Genomic DNA, 1,275 nt, shown 5'->3' with positions numbered 1-1,275 from the left:
GCCCGAAGGCTCCAGGACGGCTTCACGGGCTTAGCATCAAGAGGTTCAGCGTTGGCGCTTCAAAGCGGGTACGGGAATATCAACCCGTTGTCCATCGACTACGCCTGTCGGCCTCGCCTTAGGTCCCGACTTACCCTGGGCAGATCAGCTTGACCCAGGAACCCTTGGTCAATCGGCGCAAGAGTTTCTCACTCTTGTATCGCTACTCATGCCTGCATTCTCACTCGTGTACCGTCCACGACTGGTTTCCACCGCCGCTTCACCCGGCACACGACGCTCCCCTACCCATCACAACAGGCGTTGGCCCTATACGTTGCAATGACACGACTTCGGTGATGTGCTTGAGCCCCGCTACATTGTCGGCGCGGAATCACTTGACCAGTGAGCTATTACGCACTCTTTCAAGGGTGGCTGCTTCTAAGCCAACCTCCTGGTTGTCTCTGCGACTCCACATCCTTTCCCACTTAGCACACGCTTAGGGACCTTAGTCGGTGTTCTGGGCTGTTTCCCTCTCGACCATGGAGCTTATCCCCCACAGTCTCACTGCCACGCTCTCACTTACCGGCATTCGGAGTTTGGCTAAGGTCAGTAACCCGGTAAGGCCCATCGCCTATCCAGTGCTCTACCTCCGGCAAGAAACACGTGACGCTGCACCTAAATGCATTTCGGGGAGAACCAGCTATCACGGAGTTTGATTGGCCTTTCACCCCTAACCACAGGTCATCCCCCAGGTTTTCAACCCTGGTGGGTTCGGTCCTCCACACGGTCTTACCCGCGCTTCAACCTGCCCATGGCTAGATCACTCCGCTTCGGGTCTTGGGCATGCAACTCAAACGCCCTATTCGGACTCGCTTTCGCTACGGCTACCCCACACGGGTTAACCTCGCTACACACCGCAAACTCGCAGGCTCATTCTTCAAAAGGCACGCAGTCACGGCCATGCTCCGAAGAACATGACGACGCTCCCACGGCTTGTAGGCACACGGTTTCAGGTACTATTTCACTCCGCTCCCGCGGTACTTTTCACCATTCCCTCACGGTACTATCCGCTATCGGTCACCAGGGAATATTTAGGCTTAGCGGGTGGTCCCGCCAGATTCACACGGGATTTCTCGGGCCCCGTGCTACTTGGGAGTTCTTCAAACGAGCCGTACAGATTTCGTCTACGGGGGTCTTACCCTCTACGCCGGACCTTTCGCATGTCCTTCGACTACCCATACGGTTTCTGACTCGCCGACCGGCCGGCAGACCGGTCAAGAAAAATCCCACGACCCC

Annotated in this window: 1 rRNA gene; it reads right to left on the bottom strand. The window is 56.7% G+C overall.

The features are described from left to right. Positions 1 to 1,275: ribosomal RNA gene (locus ACIBCA_RS37145) — 23S ribosomal RNA — on the bottom strand; the annotation flags it as partial.

The sequence above is a fragment of the Kitasatospora sp. NPDC051170 genome, from assembly GCF_044455705.1.
Taxonomy (GTDB): Bacteria; Actinomycetota; Actinomycetes; order Streptomycetales; family Streptomycetaceae; genus Kitasatospora.
The sequence above is the reverse complement of the archived record's forward strand: the minus strand, read 5'-3'. Positions and strand labels throughout refer to the sequence as shown.